Here is a 16,599-nt window from a genome sequence, read left to right on the forward strand (position 1 = left end):
GCTCGATCTCACCCGGTGGTGCATACCAGTGCGGTGCTGGTTCGGAATACCGTTGGGGGATGAGTCATCGCAGCGAGTCGGGGTTCGAGTTCGCGCCGGTGTACGGGCCGCTGGACGGGTTCGACCCGGCGGCCAAGCTCGGGGAGCCGGGGCAGTTCCCGTACACCCGCGGCGTGTACCCGACGATGTACACCCAGCGGCCGTGGACGATGCGGCAGTACGCCGGTTTCGGCACCGCGGCCGAGTCGAACCAGCGGTACCACCAGCTGATCGACCACGGGACGATGGGCCTGTCGGTCGCGTTCGACCTGCCGACCCAGATGGGCTACGACTCCGACGCCCCGATCGCGCACGGCGAGGTCGGCAAGGTCGGGGTGGCGATCGACTCGATCGACGACATGCGGGTGCTGTTCGACAAGATCCCGCTGGACCAGGTGTCCACCTCGATGACGATCAACGCGCCGGGATCCGTGCTGCTCCTGCTGTACCAGTTGGTGGCCGAGGAGCAGGGCGTCTCCGGGGACAAGCTCACCGGGACGATCCAGAACGACGTACTGAAGGAGTACATCGCCCGCGGCACCTACATCTACCCGCCGAAGGAGTCGCTGCGGCTGATCAGCGACATCTTCGCGTACTGCCAGGCGGAGCTGCCGCGCTGGAACACGATCTCGATCTCCGGCTACCACATGGCCGAGGCCGGTGCGACGCCCGCGCAGGAGATCGCGTTCACGCTCGCGAACGGGATCGAGTACGTCCGCGCCGCGGTCGCGTCCGGGCTGGACGTCGACGAGTTCGCGCCGCGGCTGTCGTTCTTCTTCGTCGCGCGGACGACGTTCCTCGAGGAGGTCGCCAAGTTCCGCGCGGCGCGGCGGATCTGGGCCCGGGTGATGCAGGACGAGTTCGGCGCCCGGAATCCCAAGTCGCTGATGCTGCGGTTCCACACGCAGACGGCCGGCGTACAGCTCACCGCGCAGCAGCCCGAGGTCAACCTCGTGCGGGTCGCGATCCAGGGCCTGGCCGCCGTGCTCGGCGGGACCCAGTCGCTGCACACCAACTCGTACGACGAGGCGATCGCACTGCCCACCGAGAAGGCGGCCCGGCTCGCGTTGCGCACGCAGCAGGTCCTCGCCTACGAGACCGACGTCACTGCGACGGTTGATCCGTTCGCCGGCTCGTACGTTGTCGAGTCGCTCACCGACGAGGTCGAGGCCGCCGCGGTCGAGCTGATGGATCAGGTCGAGGAGTACGGCGGCGCGGTCGCCGCCATCGAGAAGGGCTTCCAGAAACAGGAGATCGAGCGCTCGGCTTACCAGATTGCCCAGCAGATCGACTCCGTCGAACGCGTCGTCGTCGGCATGAACAAGTTCAAGATCGCCGAGGAGGAGCCGTACGAACCGCTCCGCGTCGACCCCGCCATCGAGGCCCAGCAGGTCGACCGCCTCGCCACCCTCCGCGCAACCCGCGACCAGTCCGCCGTCGACGAGGCACTGGCCGCCCTGAAGAAAGCTGCCGAGGGCAACGACAACTGCCTCTACCCCATGAAACAGGCCCTGAAGGCCCGAGCCACCGTAGGCGAAGTCTGCAACACCCTCAGAGACGTATGGGGCGTATACGTCCCCGCCGACACCTTCTGACCAACACCTGAAAACGCCACCGCCCAATGGACACTGCTCCACGGCGGCTGCCTTTTGCCGCCTTCGGCGGGTGCAGATCACGCGCGTTGCTGGAGTGCTGCGGCGTCCGGGAATGTAGTGCGGCGGTAATGGTCACCACTTCGCGGCGGCTGTCTTTCTGCCGCCTTCGGCGGGTGCGGATCGTGTGCTGTTGCTGGAGTGCCGCGGCGCCCGGGAATGTGGTGTGGCGGACCCACGGTGTCGCTTCGCCGGAGCCAACCGCCGGCGGTCGTCGGCGGTAAGCACACGAGAGCTGACCTGCATGGTGCGCAGTCGTTGAAAGGGCTCGGGGAGTCTGGCGCTCGCCTTTTGCGGCAGATGCTTGGACGAGCTCCTTGCCGGCCATGGCACCAGCGGGACCTGGCAACCAAACCCGCGATCCTGGCAATAGCCGCCGAGGGGTTCAGCGGTGGTGGTTCAGGAAGGCGGCGAGGGCTGCGAGGTACTGCTGGCGGTTGTCGCGGTGTACTGAGTGGCCGGTGTTGGGGATGTGTGTGGCGTTGAAGTCGCCGGCGGCTGCTCGGGTGCATCGTTCGGCGTACTCGGTGGAGATCAAGGAGCCGCGTTCGGTGTCGCCGTGGATGAGGAGGACGGGGCAGGTGATCTCGGTGAGCAGGTCTGTCAGCGGGAGCGGGTCCTGGTACGGCAGGTCGAACATGTGCGGGTTGAGTTGGGCCTTCGAGGTGGCCCAGGGTTCGAGTTCGTCGTTGGGCCAGTCGGGGTCGTTGGCGTGGCCTTGCGCGACCCGCGCGGGCAGGTCTAGGGCTCGGATCTCGGTGAGCCAGGGGGGCTCGGACCAGGGTTCGTCCTGTTGGTGGGCATCCGCGCCGCCGGTCGGCGGGTCCTCCAGTACGACTGCGCGGACCAGGTCGGGCCTCGCTGCGGCCAGGTACGCGGCCGACATCGCGCCCATCGAGTGGCCGACGACGACCATTCCGCCGTCGCGTGGCTGGCTCGAGAGTACGAGGGCGGCGTCGTCGCGGAGGGCGGTGTAGCGGAAGGGTTCCTCCGGGAGCCCGGACTCACCGTGCCCGCGCGCATCGATCGCGAGCGCGTGGATCCCGGGCATCTCGTCGAGCAGTGGTTCCCAGCACTGCGCGGAGTCCGAGAACCCGTGCAGGAACGCGACATCGGCGATCGCCTCATCGGTCCGGTACCACGCCAGATGCGCCGTCCTACCTCGCACGTCGAACATGCTTGCGGACATTAGCGCACCATGCCCGCCCAGGGAGCGGGCCAGGTCGACGCAGGTCTTCGATGCGCGCGGACCACCGCAGCCGATGGCCGACGCGAGGTGGTGTCCGTTCCGTTGCGCCCAGCCGCAGCTCGTGCCGTTGGTGCAGTGCGGCGTGAGCAGGGGACGCGCGCCCCGCCGGAGGCGGCAGGAGATCTCAGTCCAGTAAGGCGGCGGCGGTGAGGATTGTGGTGCCTATGGTGATGGATTCTTCGGAAGGGGCGAAGCCGGGGGTGTGGAGGTCGGCGGCGGTTTGCTGGGTGGGTGGGCGGACGCCGAGGCGGGCCATGGCGCCGGGGACGTGTTCCAGGTACCAGGCGAAGTCCTCGCCGCCGAGGCTCTGGTCGGTGGGGGCGCCGGCGCCGGCGCCCAGGGTCTGGTGGACGGCGTTCTGCAGGATGTTGATCGCAATCGCGTCGTTCATCACCGGCGGTACGCCGTGGGTGACCTCGGTGTCGACCTCGACGCCGTACGGCTCGACGATCTGCGCCGCGAGGGACGGGATGAGCTCGTCGGCCAGGCGCCAGGCGGCGACGTCGAGGCAGCGCAGGGTGCCTTCGGCCTCGCCGCGGGACGGGATCGCGTTGGCGGCGGAGCCGGAGGTGATGCGGCCCCAGACGAGTGACATGCCGGCGCGCGGGTCGACCCGGCGGGAGAGTGCGGCGGGCAGTTCGGTGACCAGGGTCGCGAGCGCGTAGACGAGGTCCGCGGTCAGGTGCGGCCGTGAGGTGTGGCCGCCGGGGCCGGTGAGCCGGACCAGGAGCTTGTCGGCGGCGGCGGTCAGCGCGCCGATGCGCAGGCCGACCTGACCGACCTCGAGTCGCGGATCGCAGTGCAGGCCGTAGATCCGGCGTACGCCGTCCAGCCCGCCGGCCGCGATCACCCCGAGCGCGCCGCCCGGCATGACCTCCTCGGCCGGCTGGAAGATCACCCGGACCCGCCGGTCCAGCTGCCCGTCGCGCGCCATCCCGGCCAGCACCAGCGCCGTACCGAGAAGGGCCGCGGTGTGAACATCGTGGCCGCAGGCATGGGCGACACCGTCGACGGTCGACCGCCACGGCGCGTCCACGCCGCCCGACACCGGCAGCGCGTCGATGTCGGCCCGCAGTGCGACGCAGGTGTCGCCGGAGCCGATGTCGCAGATCAGCCCGGTGCCGGTCGGCAGCACCCGCGGCGACAAGCCGGCGTCGACGAGCCGCTTCTCGAGCAGCTCGGTCGTCCGTACCTCGTGCCACCCGAGCTCGGGGTGCGCGTGCAGGTCGCGCCGTACCTCGACCATGTCCTCGCGCACCGCTTCGACGCGCGCCAGGACGTCCGCGACCAGCAACTGATGACTCATCCCGCGATTGTTTCATCCCGCAACCACCGCCCGACGGGGCGCTCCCCGGTCGTCACCGCCCGTCACGGCCACGGACGGTGAGCGCAACCACGGAGCGTGCGCACCGTGACGCCCAGGCAGCACCGGGTGAGCGCACCGGAGAAGTTGTCGAAATGTGACGCGAACGCCGGTCACTTTCCGGTATCGAGGCCTGCTTGACGTTCAAAGAAGGACGGCGGTCGCCCTATAGTCTGCGGATGCGGCACGTGGGGGAAGGCGTGCGGCAGCAAAAGAATCTGGTCGACGAAGGAGACGTCCGGTGAAGAAGTACGTGCGGGGAACGGCGATCGTGGGCGTAGTGACGCTTGCCGTCGCCGCTTGTGGCAGCAAGCCGACCGAGGACAACGCAGGCGGCAGCGCCAACAAGGACTTCAAGGCCTGCATGGTCTCCGACTCGGGGGGTTTCGACGACAAGTCGTTCAACCAGACCTCGTACAAGGGCCTGCAGGACGCGGTGAAGGAGAAGGGCCTGACCGAGGTCAAGGCCGAGTCGAAGTCCGACAACGACTACCCGACCAACATGACCGCGATGGTCAACGCCAAGTGCAACGTCATCGTCGCCGTCGGCTTCAAGCTCGAGGACGCCACCGAGAAGGCGGCCACGGCCAACCCGAACATCAAGTTCGCGATCGTCGACTCGGCCCCGGCCAAGCCGATCCCGAACCTGAAGCCGCTGCTGTTCAACACCGCGCAGTCCAGCTTCCAGGCCGGCTACCTGGCCGCCGCGATGTCGAAGTCCGGCAAGGTCGGCACCTTCGGCGGTCTGAAGATCCCGACCGTGACCATCTTCATGGACGGCTTCGCCGAGGGCGTGCGCTACTACAACCAGCAGAAGAGCAAGAACGTCCAGGTCCTGGGCTGGGACGACGCCAAGCAGGCGGGTCTGTTCACCGGTGACTTCGAGGACAAGGCCAAGGGCCAGAACAACGCGCAGAACCTGATCACCCAGGGCGCCGACGTGATCTTCCCGGTGGCCGGCCCGTCCGGCCTGGGCGGTCTGCAGGCGGCCAAGGCCAGCAACGGCAAGGTGAACGCGATCTGGGTCGACACCGACGGCTGCATCAGCGCCGCGGAGTACTGCTCGGTGCTGCTGAGCAGCGTCGAGAAGGGCATGGACGTGGCCGTGAAGGACGCGGTCGTCTCGGTCGTCGACAACAAGTTCGACAACACCCAGTTCACCGGCACGCTGCAGAACAACGGTACGGCGCTGGCGCCGTTCCACGAGTTCGACAGCAAGATCCCGGCCGACGTGAAGTCGGAGCTGGAGCAGATCAAGGCCGACATCATCAGCGGAAAGATCACCGTCCAGTCGAAGGTTCAGCCGAAGGCCTCCTGAACCACGACGCACTTGCGTAGTACGGTGCGAGCCAGGAAGGCAGCAGACCCACAGGTCGCGCCTTCCTGGCTCGCCGTCTGAAGGGGAGGCTGCCCGATGCACCTCGAGCTTTCCGGTCTGACCAAGAGCTTCGGCTCGCTGGTCGCCAACGACCACATCGACCTGGTGATCGAGCCGGGGGAGATCCACTGCCTGCTCGGTGAGAACGGCGCCGGCAAGAGCACGCTGATGAACATGCTGTACGGCCTGCTGCAGCCCGACTCGGGCGAGATCGTGATCGACGGCGCGAAGGTCAAGATCACCTCGCCGAGCGACGCGATCAAGCACGGGATCGGCATGGTGCACCAGCACTTCATGCTGGTCCCGGTGTTCACCGTCGCGGAGAACATCATGCTCGGCCGCGAGAACACCCGGGCCGGCGGCGTCCTGGACCGCAAGAAGGCCCACGCGCTGGTCACCGAGCTGTCCGACCGGTACGGCTTCGAGGTCGACCCCGAGGCGCTGGTCGAAGACATCCCGGTCGGCGTGCAGCAGCGGGTGGAGATCATCAAGGCGCTCGTCAACGACGCCAGCGTGCTGATCCTGGACGAGCCGACCGCGGTGCTCACCCCGGCCGAGATCGACGAGCTGATCGGCGTGATGCGCCAGCTCAAGGAGAACGGCACCTCGATCGTCTTCATCACCCACAAGCTCAAAGAGGTCAAGGCGATCGCGGACAAGATCACCGTGATCCGCCGCGGCAAGGTGGTCGGCCAGGCCGAGCCGTCCGCGTCCGAGGAGGAACTCGCCGAGCTGATGGTCGGCCGCGCGGTCGACCTGGTGGTGGACAAGGAACCCGCCGCGCCGAAGGACGCCGTCCTGCGGGTCGAGGGGCTGACCGTGATCGACGAGCGCGGGTTCACCGCCGTCGACGACGTCGACCTCGAGGTGCGGGCCGGCGAGATCCTCGCGGTGGCCGGTGTCCAGGGCAACGGTCAGACCGAGCTCGCCGAGGCGCTGCTCGGGCTGACCCCGATCGCGGCCGGGAAGATCTCGCTGGACGGGCAGGACCTGACCGGCCGGAGCACCCGGCATCGACTCGACGCGGGCATCGGGTACGTCCCCGAGGACCGTTGGCACGACGGGTTCGTGGACTCGTTCTCGGTGGCCGAGAACCTGGTCCTCGACCTGTTCCGCAAGCCGCCGTTCGGCAACGGGCTGGCGCTGCGCACCGACGAGATCGAGAAGAACGCGCAGGCCCGGGTGGAGGAGTTCGACATCCGCACCCAGGGCATCGACCTGCCGGTGTCGTCGCTGTCCGGCGGCAACCAGCAGAAGGTCGTGCTGGCCCGCGAGCTGTCCCGGCCGCTGCGGCTGCTGGTCGCCTCGCAGCCGACCCGCGGCGTGGACGTCGGCTCGATCGAGTTCCTGCACGGCCGGATCGTGGAGGAGCGCGACCGCGGGACGGCGGTGCTGATCGTGTCCACCGAGCTCGACGAGATCGCCGCGCTGGCGGACCGGATCGCGGTGATGTACCGCGGCAAGGTGGTCGGCGTCGTACCGTCCGACACGCCGCGCGACGAGCTGGGCCTGATGATGGCCGGCGCCTCGAAGACGCAGGCGCACGACGAGGCGATCGAACACCCGACGACCCTGGGAACCATCTGATGAGCACTGAGACAGAGGTTGCGCCGGCGCCCGCGCCCGCGAAGGAGCCGCGAGGGTCCGGCCTGCCGAACTGGGCGGTCCAGGGCCTGGTCTCGCTGAGCGCGATCGTGCTGGCCCTGCTGGTCGGGGCGATCCTGATCATCGTCGGTGACGACCAGGTGCAGGCGACGGTCAAGTACTTCGGGGCCGCGCCGATGGACACCGTCTCGGCCGCGCTGAGCGCGGTCGGCGAGGCGTACAAGGCGCTCGCGGTCGGCGCGTTCGGCAGCTGGACGGCGATCAGCGAGTCGTTGACCCAGGCAACGCCGCTGATCTGCGGCGGCCTCGCGGTCTCGCTGGCGTTCCGTACCGGGCTGTTCAACATCGGCGCCCAGGGCCAGCTGATCATGGGCGCGATCCTCGCGGCGTACGTCGGTTTCGCCTGGCACCTGCCGCCGGTGCTGCACCTGATCGTCGCGATCGTCGCCGGCCTGATCGGCGGTGCGCTCTGGGGCGGCGTGGTCGGCCTGCTGAAGGCCCGGACGGGCGCGCACGAGGTGATCGTGACGATCATGCTGAACTACGTCGCGATCTACCTGCTCGCCTGGCTGCTGACCACGTCGACGTTCCGGCGGCCGGGGCGGACCGACCCGATCTCCCCGATCGTCGACGCGAACGCGCAGTACCCGCAGCTCGGCGGCACCCGGCTGCACATCGGGTTCTTCCTGGCGCTGCTCGCCGCGGTCTTCGTCTGGTGGCTGCTGAACCGGTCGACGATCGGCTTCGAACTGCGGGCGGTCGGCGCGAACGCGGAGGCCTCCCGGACGGCCGGTATGTCGGTCGGCCGCGCGTACGTGATCGCGATGGTCGTGGCCGGCGCGCTCGCCGGTCTGGCCGGGACCCAGCAGGTGCTCGGCACCGACCTGCCGCTGACCGACGGGGTCGCGGCCTCGGTCGGGTTCGACGCGATCACGGTCGCGCTGCTCGGCCGCGGTACGCCGCTCGGCACCGTGCTGGCCGGCCTGCTCTTCGGCGCGCTGAACGCGGGCGGTCTGCAGATGCAGCTGGTCACGCAGACACCGCTGACCCTGACCACTGTCCTGCAGGCCGTGATCGTGCTGTTCGTCGCGGCCCCGGCGTTGGTGCGCTCGATCTTCCGGTTCCTGCCGAAGGAACGCGGCGCCGGCGCAGTGCTCGCGAAAGGCTGGAACGGATGAGCGAGACCACCCCGGACGCGGTTCCCGCGGCCGCACCGAAGCCGCAGGCCATCGAGGCCCCGGCCGACCGGACCCGCCGGCTGCGGGTCGGCGGCGTGATGCTGGTGTTCGCGCTGATCGGGCTCGGCCTGGCGGTGTTCACCAAGGGCGGCAAGGCGACCTTCCAGTTGGTGTCCGGCGACCTGCAGCACAACCTGCTCGGCATCCCCGCCCAGTTCGCGGCGCTGGTTCTCGGGATCCTCGGTGTGATCGCGGCGGGCGCCTACCTGCTGCGCCGGGTCCCGCAGTCGTACTCCGGTTACCTGGCGGCTCTGCTCGGAATCTGCTTCATCGGCGCGTTTCTGTGCTGGGCGGCCGCGGGCAAGACCTTCCCGCTGGCCAACCAGTTCCAGGGCACGCTGAACTTCGCGACGCCGCTGATCCTCGGCGCGCTCGCCGGGGTGATGTGTGAGCGGGCCGGTGTCATCAACATCGCGATCGAGGGCCAGTTCCTGGTCGGCGCCTTCACCGCGGCGCTGGTGTCGAGTACGACGAACAGCTCCGCCGCGGCGCTGATCGCGGCGGCGGCCAGCGGTGTGGTGATGGCGTGGCTGCTGGCCGTGTTCTCGATCAAGTACCTGGTCAACCAGGTCGTGCTCGGCGTCGTCCTGGTGGTGTTCGCGACCGGTATCACCGGCTTCCTGTTCGACCAGTTCATGCAGCCGCAGGCCGAGAAGCTGAACACGCCGGCCGTACTGTCGGCGGTGAAGATCCCGGGGCTGGCCGACATCCCGTTCATCGGGCCGATCCTGTTCAACCAGACCATCCTGGTGTACCTGACCTATCTCGCGGTCGCGGTCGTCACGTTCGTGCTCTTCCAGACCCGTTGGGGCCTGCGGATCCGGGCGGTCGGCGAGCACCCGAAGGCGGCCGACACGGTCGGTATCAAGGTCAAGCGGATCCGGTACTCCGCGGTGCTCGCGGCCGGTGTCCTGGCCGGGCTCGGCGGCGCGTTCTTCACCGTGGGGTACGCCGGTTCGTTCAGCAAGGAGATGACCGCGGGCAACGGGTTCATCGCGCTGGCCGCGCTGATCATGGGCCGCTGGCACCCGATCGGTGCGATGGTCGCGGCGCTGTTCTTCGGTTTCGCGACCCAGTTGCAGTCCCAGCTGCAGATCATCCAGACGCCGATCCCCGGCGAGCTGCTGTTGATGGCGCCGTACCTGGCGACCATCATCGCGGTGGCCGGGCTGGTGGGCCGGGTCAGAGCACCGAAGGCCGACGGTGAGCCCTACGTCACCGAGTAGCTCCGCCCGACTTCGTTTGCCTGGCGAACCAGCCAGGTTGGGGGTTCTACACCCTGATTCAGGGTGTAGAACCCCCAAGCCGGTGGGCCAACCAGGCAAATGGGGGTTCGTCGGGTGGTGAGGGGTGCTTCGACAATGGATGTCGACTGGGCGCGTCTGCGCGAGACGGCCGTGCAGGTGATGCGGCGGGCGTACGCGCCCTACTCCGGATTCCCGGTGGGCGCGGCGGCGTACGTCGACGACGGGCGGATCGTTGCCGGATGCAACGTCGAGAACGCGTCGTACGGATTGACGTTGTGTGCCGAGTGCGGGCTGGTGTCGGACCTGCACCGGACCGGGGGCGGCCGGCTGGTCGCCTTCACCTGTGTGGACCGGCACGAGCATCTGCTGACGCCGTGCGGCCGATGCCGGCAGCTGCTGCACGAGAACGGCGGCGCGGGGCTGCTGATCGAGACCGCGACCGGGGTCCGGCCGCTGCGCGAGCTGCTGCCGGACGCGTTCGGGCCCGAGTTTCTGGAGGAGTAATGAGTTTCGACGCGGTGGATGTCATCCGGGCCAAGCGCGACAAGGGCGAGCTGAGCGACGGGCAGATCGACTGGGTGATCGACGCCTACACCAAGGGCGACGTCGCCGATGAGCAGATGTCCGCGCTGGCGATGGCGATCCTGCTGAACGGGATGAACCGGCGCGAGATCGCCCGCTGGACCGCGGCGATGATCGCGTCCGGCGAGCGGATGGACTTCGGCACGCTGTCCCGGCCGACGGCGGACAAGCACTCGACCGGTGGCGTCGGCGACAAGATCACGTTGCCGCTGGCTCCGTTGGTGGCGGCCTGCGGCGTCGCCGTGCCGCAGCTGTCCGGCCGCGGCCTCGGGCACACCGGCGGCACGCTCGACAAGCTGGAGTCGATTCCCGGCTGGCGGGCTGCGCTGTCGAACGACGAGCTGATGCGGCAGCTCGAGGAGGTCGGTGCGGTGATCTGCGCGGCCGGTGACGGTCTGGCGCCCGCGGACAAGAAGCTGTACGCGCTGCGCGACGTGACCGGCACCGTCGAAGCGATCCCGCTGATCGCCAGCTCGATCATGAGCAAGAAGATCGCGGAGGGCACCGGCGCTCTGGTGCTGGACGTGAAGGTCGGCTCCGGGGCGTTCATGAAACACCTGTCGGACGCCCGGGAGCTGGCCGAGACGATGGTTGCGCTGGGCACCGACGCTGGTGTGAAGACCGTTGCCCTGCTCACCGACATGTCCGTCCCGCTGGGACTGACCGCCGGAAACGCCCTGGAGGTCCGGGAATCGGTCGAGGTGCTCGCGGGTGGCGGTCCGGCCGACGTGGTCGAGCTCACCGTCGCGCTGGCCAACGAGATGCTGGCCGCGGCCGGTGTCACCGGTGTCGATCCGGCCGAGAAGCTGCGCGACGGTACGGCGATGGACGCCTGGCGCGCGATGATCTCGGCGCAGGGCGGTGACCCGTCGGCCGAGCTCCCGGTCGCTCCCGAGCAGCACGTCGTACCCGCGCCGGCGTCCGGCGTACTGTCCAAGCTCGACGCGCTCGCGGTCGGGGTCGTGGCGTGGCGCCTCGGTGCGGGGCGGGCGCGCAAGGAGGACCCGGTGTCGGCGGTGGCCGGTGTGGAGATGCACGCCAAGCCGGGCGACCGGATCCAGGAAGGTCAGCCGCTGCTGACGCTGCACACCGACGATCCCAGCCGCATCGAGCGCGCCCTCGAGTCCCTGGCGGACGCGGTGGAGGTCGCCGAGTCGTACGAACACGGCCCGCTGATCCTGGACCGCATCACCGCCTGACCTGCAACTCGAATCCGGTAGCGCGTTGGGAGGCGGAGCTCCTAGCTGGTCGTTGCCGTCAGGCGGGTGTGCTGCTCTTTCGCCAGGGCGGTGATGAGGGCGGTGTCCGGGGTGAGGCTGGTGCCCAGGGCACCGGATTCGCGGACGGTGAGCTCGACGACCACGGCCCCGACCGCGAGGCTGGCCTCGGCGATCGCGATCGACTGGTCCGTGCTGCCGTCGTACTCGACCCGGGCGTCGGAGAGCGCGTTCGGGATCGTGAACGGGTGGTCGTGGACGTCCTGGTTCCACAGGCCCTGCTGCAATGCCTTCGCCTTGGCTGCCGAGCCGGTCTTGAACAACTGCACGGTGTAGCGCTTCTTCTTGTCCGGGCTGAGCCGGCTCGCCCGGTAGCCCTCGACGAAGCTCGCGTTGAGCAGGAGCGCGCGGTCCAGCGCCGGGTCGGCCGACCAGGTGCTCAGGTACGCCGTGGCGGTGAACGGACCGGGCGCGTTGCGGGTGTCGGTGACGTACCCACGGGGGAGCGCGGCCAGTGAGGCGAGCGTGCTCTTCGCGGTCTTGCCTGCCGATCCGGAGAGCGCGGAATGCTTCGCGACCGGGGTCTGGGCAACGCTCGCCGATGCGCCGTCCTCCCTCCCGCAGGCGGTCAAGCCCAGCAGGACGGCGGTCACTACCACCGCGGCGCCTGACGCATTCCGTCTCACGACACCGATACCAACAGAAGTTGGTGAACTTCAGGCGAACAGCAGCGTGCTAGCGGGAGGTCGCTTCGATGAGCAGCGTCTCGATCCGGGCCCGGGCCGCCTTCGGGTGCAGCGGATCGCATCCCGAGGCAACGCAGCGGCGGACCACCTGCGGGTCGTCGCGCAACAGCAGCAGGCCGCGCCGGAGCAGGGTCAGCGGCGGTTTGCGATGCTCGCGGAGGTCCCGCTGGAACCGCCGGACGAACGTGACCACGCGGTGGTGGTAGACGCAGATCGCGGTGGCGAGCAGGTCGCGGTCGCGGAGCGCGCCGGTGATCCGGTCGGCGAAGATGCCTTCGGCAACCAGCAGCGGAGAACCGCCGGTGGTGACCGGCCGGTGACCGACGGTGCCGTCCGCGGCGATGTCGTAGATCGGGAGGTCGGCGGTCCCCGTCGTACACAGCTGCTCCAGGGCCGCGACCGCGCGGTCGCCGTCCCAGGACCGCGGGTCGTCCCAGTCGACGATGCCGAGCGGCGACCGCGGCATCGCCTCGTCGTCGCCGTCGCGGTAGAAGTCGTCCAGCCGGACGACGGGCAGGCCGACCTGCTCCGCCAGGCGCGACTTCCCCGCGCCGGACGGCCCCGCCAGCAGCACCACCCGTGAACGCACCGGCATATTGTCTTCCACTTCCTGCAGTAACAGCCAATCGCGCCCGGCGATAATCGGGTATGCCGAAGATGAAGCTGGGGGCCGCGTTCTACGCGCTGATCGCGGTCGTCTTGCTCGTGTCCGCAGTGCTTGTCCTTCACAACGTCGGTCAGTACGCGGAGCTGCACGGCTGGCCGCTCATCACGACCGCGGTCGTGGACGGGTTGGCGGGCCTCGCGTTCGGCGTCGGCGCGGTGACCAGGCGGGGACTGGTTGCTGACGACGGTCCCTGGGTCTGCCGGAACGGGTGGCTGATCGTGGTGGCGCTGACAGTCGCCGGCATCCTGGTGACGTTTCTGAGCGATGCGCCCGTCTCGCCGTTCCCGATGGGACCGGCCGTCTTTGTCCCGCATTGGGTGCGGCAACTGCAGGAGAAGTATTACGAGGGCAGGGAAGAGGCTGAGCGGGAGCTCACCCCAGAAGAGCCTGACGGAGTGCGGCCTCCGACTGGTTGAACCATCGGTTGGTGCGGTCGGTCAGTTCGGCTTCTCCGGTGGTCCAGCGTTGGCGGAACCACGGGTGCCCGGCCTCGGAGCCGCGGCGGACGTAGTCCATGCACCAGACGTGGTTGTCGGCGGCCGCGTCGACCAGCCGGTGGCGGTCGCCGTCCGTGAGGCCGTACGTGTCGGCGAAGCGGCGCAGGCGGGTCAGCGAGCGACCCCGTCGTACGTCGTGGATGTCCGCGTCGGGGCGTAGCGGCGCCCACAGGCGGACCGCGGTGGCGACGTCCCACAGCGCCGAGCCGGGCCCGGCGAGGTCGAAGTCGATGAGTGCGACCGCGCGCCCGTCCCGGAACACGACGTTGTCGAGGTTCGGGTCGTTGTGGCTGATCAACCCGGTGACATAGCCCGCCGGCACCGGCTCCGCCCACTCCGGACCGGTCGGCCGGAAGTCCGCGACGGCCTCGTGGTACGCCCGTAACAGCTGGGCCACGCTGTCGAGCGCCTCGTCCGTCATCGACCAGGAGGGGTACGGCGGTGTCACCGTCTCCCCGGGCAGGTACGAGAGCACCTCCCGCCCCTGCGCGTCGATGCCGAGGAACGCCGGTGCGCCCTTGAAGCCGGCGCTCTCCAGATGCTGCAGCAGCGCGTGCGTCGCCGTACTGCTGGCGCGCAGCGGCCGCCGGACGGTATCCCCGACCCGCACCACCAACCCGCGGTTCGCCGTACCTCCGACCAGCTCGACCTCAGCAGCAGGCATCGCGGGTCAGTCTGACGGCTCCAGCAGGGCCTTCGCCAGGGGTGCGTGGGTAACGATCGCGTTCACCAGCCTGCTGCGGACGGCGGCCCGCACCGCGGCCACCTTGGCCAGGCCGTACGGGATCGCGATCACTTCGTCGATCTTGTCCATCTGCTCGGCGTTGATGGCGATCACCCGGTCGGTCACCCGGCTCTGCACCGGTGCGCCGTCCGCGTCCACGAAGACGCCGGAGATGTCCGCGACGACGCCGCGGCGCTGCAACTGCTCACAGGCCTTCTCGTCCATCGCGTCGTACAGCGTCGACTGCCCGGCGGCCCACGACCCGAGCCCGACGACCGCCTTCGACACCGAGTCGAAATGGCTGATCGCCTCCGCGACCTCGGGCTGCTGCCGCAACGCCCGCGCCGTCGCGGCGTCCGGCACGACGAGCGGCGCGTAGAACAGGTACGCCGGTCCGCCCGACAGGCGAGCGGTGTGCCGGACGAGCTCGACCGAGTTCGCCTCGACGTCCGGGCGGGTCAGCGCCCCCGTCAGCTGGACGACGGGCACCGGCGCGAGCGAGGTCAGCTGCTCGGTCATCGCGGTCACCGCCCGCGCCCACGCCAGCCCGAGCACGTCCTCGGGCGTCACGATCTCGGTGAGCAGGTCGGCCGCCGCCTTGCCCAGCTGGGTACGGAGTGCGGGCTCGTCGACCTCGGGGGTGTCCACGACGATCGCCCGGCGCAGCCCGAGGGCCTCCTGCAGCCGCGCCGACAGATCGAGGTCGATCGCGCCGGGGTGGCTGATCTCGATCCGCACGAGCCCACTGCTGCGCGCCTGGTCGAGCAACCGCGCGACTTTGAACCGGCTGAGCCGGAACTCGTCCGCGATCTCCACCTTCGACCGCCCGTCGACGTAGTACCGCCGCGCGATCGACGCCGTCAGCACCAGCTGTGCCGGCCCGAACGTCTCCATCAACGCTCCCCCATCCCTAGCCCGCTCATATGAGCACACGTGTCCCCAAGTGTTGCACAGACCCTTGACAGGTCAAGCCCCTTCCCGGTTCACTCATTGTGTGAGCGGAGGCGTGCTCAAATGAGCGGAGGCAGAGGTGCTGAGTAGGCGCAAACGCATCGGAGCGGCCGGGGTCGCGGTCCTGGTGACCGCGGTCAGCGGCTGTGCGGGCTGGGGAGGCGGAGCCGGCGGCGGTGGTGAGGACAGCATCAACGTCCTGATGGTGAACAACCCGCAGATGGTCGATCTGCAGAAGCTCACCGCCGACAACTTCACCAAGCAGACCGGCATCAAGGTGAACTTCACCGTGCTGCCGGAGAACGACGTCCGGGACAAGATCAGCCAGGAGTTCTCCAGCCAGGCCGGTCAGTACGACGTGGCGTCGGTCAGCAACTTCGAGATTCCGATCTACGCCAAGAGCAAGTGGATCGCGCCGTTGTCGGACTACATCGGCAAGGACCCGTCGTTCGACCAGGACGACGTGCTGAAGCCGATGACCCAATCGATGACCGCGGAGGACGGCAAGATCTACGGCGAGCCGTTCTACGGCGAGTCGTCGTTCCTGATGTACCGCAAGGACGTCCTGGCGGCCAAGGGCGTGACGATGCCGGACAAGCCGACCTGGCAGCAGGTCGCGGACATCGCGGCCAAGGTCGACAACGCGCAGTCGGGAATGCGCGGCATCTGCCTGCGCGGCCAGCCCGGCTGGGGCCAGCTGTTCGCCCCGCTCACCACGGTCGTGAACACCTTCGGCGGCACCTGGTTCACCCAGGACTGGCAGGCCAAGGTCGACGCGCCGGAGTTCACCGAGGCGACCAAGTTCTACGTCGACCTGGTCCGCGCGCACGGCGAGGCCGGCGCGCCGCAGGCCGGCTTCACCGAGTGCCTGAACAACACCATCCAGAGCAACGTCGCGATGTGGTACGACGCGACGTCGGCTGCCGGATCGCTCGAGGCGCCGAACTCGCCGGTGAAGGGCAAGATGGGCTATGCGCCGGCCCCGGTCGTGAAGACCGACAGCTCCGGCTGGCTGTACGCGTGGGCCTGGGGCATCCAGGAAGCCTCGAAGAAGAAGGACAACGCCTGGAGGTTCATCTCCTGGGCATCCGGCAAGGACTACGAGAAGCTGGTCGGGCAGAAGGTTGGCTGGTCCAACGTCCCGGCCGGCAAGCGCGCGTCGACGTACGAGATCCCGGAGTACGTCAAGGAGGCCTCGGCGTTCGCGGAGCCGACCAAGAACGCGATCGAGAACGCGGACCCGACCAACCCGGGCGTCCAGCCGCGGCCGGCGCCGGGGATCCAGTTCGTCGACATCCCGGAGTTCCCGGATCTCGGCACCCAGGTCAGCCAGGACGTGAGTTCGGCGATCGCCGGGCGGATGAGCGTCGACGAGGCACTGAAACGCGGGCAGGAGCTCGCCGACGACGTCGCCGAGCGGTACCGCTCGCGGCAAGCGAAGTGA

The 16,599-nt window shown here is 69.1% G+C and carries 15 protein-coding genes; 9 read left to right on the forward strand and 6 right to left on the reverse strand.

Going from position 1 to position 16,599, the window contains the following annotated elements:
• Window positions 1-59: 59 nt before the first annotated feature.
• Window positions 60-1,634 (forward strand): methylmalonyl-CoA mutase family protein, encoded by a 1,575-nt coding sequence (locus tag AB0L64_RS13080; RefSeq protein ID WP_363710346.1) that lies wholly within the window; start codon window positions 60-62, stop codon window positions 1,632-1,634.
• A 442-nt stretch (window positions 1,635-2,076) separates the two neighbouring features.
• On the opposite strand, the gene AB0L64_RS13085 is transcribed toward AB0L64_RS13080, so the two are convergent.
• A complete protein-coding gene (locus tag AB0L64_RS13085; protein WP_363710347.1) occupies window positions 2,077-2,880 on the reverse strand; it encodes an alpha/beta hydrolase in 804 nt (267 codons plus the stop codon).
• A gap of 184 nt (window positions 2,881-3,064) precedes the next feature.
• On the reverse strand, window positions 3,065-4,246 hold the full coding sequence (locus AB0L64_RS13090) for an amidohydrolase (RefSeq protein WP_363710348.1): 1,182 nt from the start codon (window positions 4,244-4,246) through the stop codon (window positions 3,065-3,067).
• A gap of 298 nt (window positions 4,247-4,544) precedes the next feature.
• Between AB0L64_RS13090 and AB0L64_RS13095 the strand changes: the two genes are divergently transcribed.
• From AB0L64_RS13095 to AB0L64_RS13120, 6 genes are all read left to right on the forward strand, one after another.
• Complete coding sequence (locus tag AB0L64_RS13095) at window positions 4,545-5,621, forward strand: BMP family ABC transporter substrate-binding protein (protein ID WP_363710349.1); 1,077 nt, start codon at window positions 4,545-4,547, stop codon at window positions 5,619-5,621.
• A gap of 96 nt (window positions 5,622-5,717) precedes the next feature.
• The gene (locus AB0L64_RS13100; RefSeq protein WP_359941773.1) at window positions 5,718-7,268 is read left to right on the forward strand and encodes an ABC transporter ATP-binding protein; all 1,551 of its coding nucleotides are present in this window, start codon (window positions 5,718-5,720) and stop codon (window positions 7,266-7,268) included.
• Entirely contained in the window at window positions 7,268-8,464 is a 1,197-nt protein-coding gene (locus AB0L64_RS13105) for an ABC transporter permease (protein ID WP_363710350.1), read from the forward strand. Before AB0L64_RS13100 ends, AB0L64_RS13105 begins: the two co-directional genes overlap by 1 nt.
• Complete coding sequence (locus AB0L64_RS13110) at window positions 8,461-9,750, forward strand: ABC transporter permease (protein WP_363710351.1); 1,290 nt, start codon at window positions 8,461-8,463, stop codon at window positions 9,748-9,750. The genes AB0L64_RS13105 and AB0L64_RS13110 overlap by 4 nt, the downstream gene beginning before the upstream one ends.
• Before the next feature lie 135 nt (window positions 9,751-9,885).
• Window positions 9,886-10,275 carry a cytidine deaminase gene (locus AB0L64_RS13115; protein ID WP_363710352.1) on the forward strand — a complete coding sequence of 130 codons (390 nt, stop codon included), beginning with the start codon at window positions 9,886-9,888 and terminating at the stop codon, window positions 10,273-10,275.
• Window positions 10,275-11,552 carry a thymidine phosphorylase gene (locus tag AB0L64_RS13120; protein ID WP_363710353.1) on the forward strand — a complete coding sequence of 426 codons (1,278 nt, stop codon included), beginning with the start codon at window positions 10,275-10,277 and terminating at the stop codon, window positions 11,550-11,552. Before AB0L64_RS13115 ends, AB0L64_RS13120 begins: the two co-directional genes overlap by 1 nt.
• 41 nt (window positions 11,553-11,593) lie before the next feature.
• Here the strand turns inward: AB0L64_RS13120 and AB0L64_RS13125 are convergent, their stop codons facing one another.
• Together AB0L64_RS13125 and AB0L64_RS13130 are read right to left on the reverse strand one after the other, a co-directional pair.
• Entirely contained in the window at window positions 11,594-12,256 is a 663-nt protein-coding gene (locus AB0L64_RS13125; protein WP_363710354.1) for a hypothetical protein, read from the reverse strand.
• A gap of 49 nt (window positions 12,257-12,305) precedes the next feature.
• A complete protein-coding gene (locus tag AB0L64_RS13130; RefSeq protein ID WP_363710355.1) occupies window positions 12,306-12,905 on the reverse strand; it encodes an ATP-binding protein in 600 nt (199 codons plus the stop codon).
• A gap of 59 nt (window positions 12,906-12,964) precedes the next feature.
• Between AB0L64_RS13130 and AB0L64_RS13135 the strand changes: the two genes are divergently transcribed.
• Window positions 12,965-13,399 (forward strand): hypothetical protein, encoded by a 435-nt coding sequence (locus AB0L64_RS13135; RefSeq protein ID WP_363710356.1) that lies wholly within the window; start codon window positions 12,965-12,967, stop codon window positions 13,397-13,399.
• Here the strand turns inward: AB0L64_RS13135 and AB0L64_RS13140 are convergent.
• Together AB0L64_RS13140 and AB0L64_RS13145 are read right to left on the reverse strand one after the other, a co-directional pair.
• Window positions 13,356-14,144, reverse strand: coding sequence for a phosphotransferase (locus AB0L64_RS13140; RefSeq protein ID WP_363710357.1), 789 nt, complete (start codon window positions 14,142-14,144; stop codon window positions 13,356-13,358). The two genes, AB0L64_RS13135 and AB0L64_RS13140, sit on opposite strands and share 44 nt — an antisense overlap.
• A gap of 6 nt (window positions 14,145-14,150) precedes the next feature.
• Entirely contained in the window at window positions 14,151-15,098 is a 948-nt protein-coding gene (locus AB0L64_RS13145) for a sugar-binding domain-containing protein (RefSeq protein ID WP_363710358.1), read from the reverse strand.
• 136 nt (window positions 15,099-15,234) lie between these two features.
• On the opposite strand from AB0L64_RS13145, the gene AB0L64_RS13150 reads away from it, so the two are divergent.
• Complete coding sequence (locus AB0L64_RS13150; protein ID WP_363710359.1) at window positions 15,235-16,599, forward strand: sugar ABC transporter substrate-binding protein; 1,365 nt, start codon at window positions 15,235-15,237, stop codon at window positions 16,597-16,599.

Origin of the sequence: Kribbella sp. NPDC051936 (assembly GCF_040680955.1) — a bacterium.
Lineage (GTDB): Bacteria > Actinomycetota > Actinomycetes > Propionibacteriales > Kribbellaceae > Kribbella.

What these genes read in the sequence shown, in the direction of transcription:
- AB0L64_RS13080 (WP_363710346.1), top strand. Translation starts at nt 60, where the DNA reads ATGAGTCATCGCAGCGAGTCGGGGTTCGAGTTCGCGCCGGTGTACGGG.
- AB0L64_RS13085 (WP_363710347.1), bottom strand. Translation starts at nt 2,880, where the DNA reads ATGTCCGCAAGCATGTTCGACGTGCGAGGTAGGACGGCGCATCTGGCG.
- AB0L64_RS13090 (WP_363710348.1), bottom strand. Translation starts at nt 4,246, where the DNA reads ATGAGTCATCAGTTGCTGGTCGCGGACGTCCTGGCGCGCGTCGAAGCG.
- AB0L64_RS13100 (WP_359941773.1), top strand. Translation starts at nt 5,718, where the DNA reads ATGCACCTCGAGCTTTCCGGTCTGACCAAGAGCTTCGGCTCGCTGGTC.
- AB0L64_RS13105 (WP_363710350.1), top strand. Translation starts at nt 7,268, where the DNA reads ATGAGCACTGAGACAGAGGTTGCGCCGGCGCCCGCGCCCGCGAAGGAG.
- AB0L64_RS13110 (WP_363710351.1), top strand. Translation starts at nt 8,461, where the DNA reads ATGAGCGAGACCACCCCGGACGCGGTTCCCGCGGCCGCACCGAAGCCG.
- AB0L64_RS13115 (WP_363710352.1), top strand. Translation starts at nt 9,886, where the DNA reads ATGGATGTCGACTGGGCGCGTCTGCGCGAGACGGCCGTGCAGGTGATG.
- AB0L64_RS13120 (WP_363710353.1), top strand. Translation starts at nt 10,275, where the DNA reads ATGAGTTTCGACGCGGTGGATGTCATCCGGGCCAAGCGCGACAAGGGC.
- AB0L64_RS13135 (WP_363710356.1), top strand. Translation starts at nt 12,965, where the DNA reads ATGCCGAAGATGAAGCTGGGGGCCGCGTTCTACGCGCTGATCGCGGTC.
- AB0L64_RS13140 (WP_363710357.1), bottom strand. Translation starts at nt 14,144, where the DNA reads ATGCCTGCTGCTGAGGTCGAGCTGGTCGGAGGTACGGCGAACCGCGGG.
- AB0L64_RS13145 (WP_363710358.1), bottom strand. Translation starts at nt 15,098, where the DNA reads ATGGAGACGTTCGGGCCGGCACAGCTGGTGCTGACGGCGTCGATCGCG.